Source organism: Pseudomonas sp. TJI-51, from assembly GCF_000190455.2.
Lineage (GTDB): Bacteria > Pseudomonadota > Gammaproteobacteria > Pseudomonadales > Pseudomonadaceae > Aquipseudomonas > Aquipseudomonas juntendi.
On record NZ_AEWE02000090.1, the window covers coordinates 15,189 to 18,037 of the forward strand.

The following is a 2,849-nucleotide window of genomic DNA, read 5'->3' on the forward strand; positions in this document are numbered from 1 at the left end:
AGGTGCTGCTGCTGGCCCGCTGGATGGCTGCCGACCTGTTCCTGCGCGACATCGATGCGTTGGCCGCCGAGTTGTCCATGCAGCAGGCCAACGCCGCCCTGCGCCAGCAGGCCGGCGACAGCGCTGAACCCTACCGGGCGGTGCTCAAGCAGTTGCGCGACCGCTTGCGCGCAACGCGTGCCTGGGCGCACTCGGCGTTGAACAGCAGCCAGCCGCCCAGCGCCGAGGTGCTGGTCGACAATCGTGACCTGATTGCCCCACTGGAACTGTGCTACCAGTCCCTGCACGCGTGCGGCATGGGCGTTATCGCCGAGGGGCCGCTGCTGGACTGCTTGCGCCGCGCGGTCACATTCGGCCTGTTCCTTGGCCGGCTCGACGTGCGCCAGGACGCGGCCCGGCACCGTGACGCCCTGACCGAAATCACCGATTACCTGGGCCTGGGCCGCTACGCCGACTGGGATGAAGAGCAGCGCATCGAATTCCTCCAAGCCGAGCTGAAAAACCGCCGGCCACTGCTGCCGGCACACTTCAAGCCGCAGGCGGATACGGCCGAGGTGCTGGCCACCTGCCGCGTAGTGGCGGGTGCACCTGCTGCCTCGTTGGGCTCTTACGTCATCTCCATGGCCGGGGCTGCCTCGGATGTGTTGGCGGTACAACTGCTGCTCAAGGAAGCTGGCCTGACCCGGCCGATGCGCGTGGTGCCATTGTTCGAAACCCTCGCCGACCTGGACAACGCCGGGCCGGTGATGCAGCGCCTGCTGGGCCTGCCAGGTTACCGTGCAGGGCTGCGCGGCCCGCAGGAGGTCATGATCGGCTACTCCGACTCCGCCAAGGACGCCGGGACCACGGCAGCGGCCTGGGCGCAGTACCGTGCCCAGGAAAACCTGGTGCGTATCTGTGCCGAGCATCAGGTCGAACTGCTGCTGTTCCATGGCCGCGGCGGCACTGTGGGCCGTGGCGGTGGGCCTGCCCATGCGGCGATCCTGTCGCAGCCACCGGGCTCGGTGGCCGGGCGTTTCCGTACCACCGAGCAGGGCGAGATGATCCGCTTCAAGTTCGGTTTACCGGGCATTGCCGAGCAAAACCTCAACCTGTACCTGGCTGCCGTACTCGAAGCCACGCTGTTGCCACCGCCGCCGCCGCAGCCGGCCTGGCGCGAAGTCATGGACCAGCTGGCCGCCGATGGCGTCAAGGCGTACCGCAGTGTGGTGCGGGACAACCCGGACTTCGTCGAGTATTTCCGCCAGTCGACGCCGGAACAGGAACTGGGGCGCCTGCCACTGGGCAGCCGCCCGGCGAAACGCCGCGCCGGTGGCATCGAAAGCCTGCGGGCCATCCCATGGATCTTCGGCTGGACCCAGACGCGGCTGATGCTGCCGGCCTGGTTGGGCTGGGAAACCGCGCTGAGCAATGCCCTGGCGCGTGGCCAAGGCGAACTGCTGGCGCAGATGCGCGAACACTGGCCGTTCTTCCGCACCCGCATCGACATGCTGGAAATGGTACTGGCCAAGGCGGATGCGCAAATTGCCGAGGCCTACGACGAACGTCTGGTGCAACCGCAGTTGCTGCCTTTGGGGGCGCACCTGCGCGACCTATTGTCGCAGTCGTGCCAGATAGTGCTTGGCCTTACCGGGCAGCCGGTGCTACTCGCGCACAGCCCCGAGACACTGGAATTCATCAGCTTGCGTAACACCTACCTGGACCCGCTGCACCGCCTGCAGGCCGAATTGCTGGCGCGCTCGCGCAGCCGCGAAGCCGCTCTGGACAGCCCATTGGAGCAGGCCTTGCTGGTAACGGTGGCGGGCATTGCCGCCGGCTTGCGCAACACCGGTTGAGCGCAGGGCCGGGTGCGGCAGTCGGCATGCCGTAACGGCTGTACGGCAGCAGCGAAAGGGTGGTTGCGCCGGGCGCAACCACCTGCCTGCTTGGTCGCAAGTGGCGCATTCCTGCAACTTTGGGACGCTTGTCTGGCTGCCGGGCGCTGTGTATCTTGAGCAGCCCTCTGACCGAATTATGGTCATACCCGATTTTCCGGACTTGGCCCTGGTCGCCGAATCCATTGAAGTTCATAAAAAAATTTGAGGAGCACAAGATGCGCGTTATTCTGCTGGGAGCTCCCGGGGCCGGTAAAGGTACTCAGGCAAAGTTCATCACCGAAAAGTTCGGTATCCCCCAAATTTCCACCGGTGACATGCTGCGTGCTGCCGTCAAGGCCGGCACCCCGCTGGGCCTGGAACTGAAGAAAGTCATGGATGCCGGACAGCTGGTGTCCGACGAGCTGATCATCAGCCTGGTCAAGGAGCGCATCGCCCAGCCGGATTGCGCCAACGGCTGCCTGTTCGACGGCTTCCCACGGACCATTCCACAGGCCGAAGCCATGGTTGCGGCCGGTGTCGATATCGACGCCGTGGTTGAAATTGCCGTGGACGATGAAGAAATCGTGGGTCGCATGGCAGGTCGCCGTGTGCACCTGGCCTCGGGCCGTACCTACCACATTCAGTACAACCCGCCGAAAGTGGAAGGCAAGGACGACGTCACTGGCGAAGACCTGATCCAGCGCGACGACGACAAGGAAGAGACCGTTCGTCATCGCCTGTCGGTCTACCACAGCCAGACCAAGCCGCTGGTGGACTTCTACCAGAAGCTGTCGGCGGCCAATGCTGGCAAGCCGAAGTACAGCNNGGGAAAGCCGAAGTCCAGCCACATCGAAGGCGTAGGCTCGGTTGAAGCCATCACTGCCAAGGTACTGGCAGCCCTGAGCTGATCCGATACAGCATGCACCGTCAACGGCCCGCTTGCGGGCCGTTGTTTTTTCTGGCTTTAGCTATGCGGTCCCAGTAGGAGCGGCC

At 64.7% G+C, this 2,849-nt stretch carries 2 protein-coding genes; both read left to right on the plus strand.

The annotated features are described in order from the left end of the window. Positions 1 to 1,835: phosphoenolpyruvate carboxylase (locus G1E_RS19445; protein ID WP_256220451.1), on the plus strand; the 1,835-nt coding region annotated here is incomplete at its 5' end. Between the two features lie 257 nt (positions 1,836 to 2,092). Next, the gene (adk, locus tag G1E_RS19450) at positions 2,093 to 2,764 is read left to right on the plus strand and encodes an adenylate kinase (RefSeq protein WP_047150031.1); all 672 of its coding nucleotides are present in this window, start codon (positions 2,093 to 2,095) and stop codon (positions 2,762 to 2,764) included. Positions 2,765 to 2,849 lie beyond the last annotated feature (85 nt).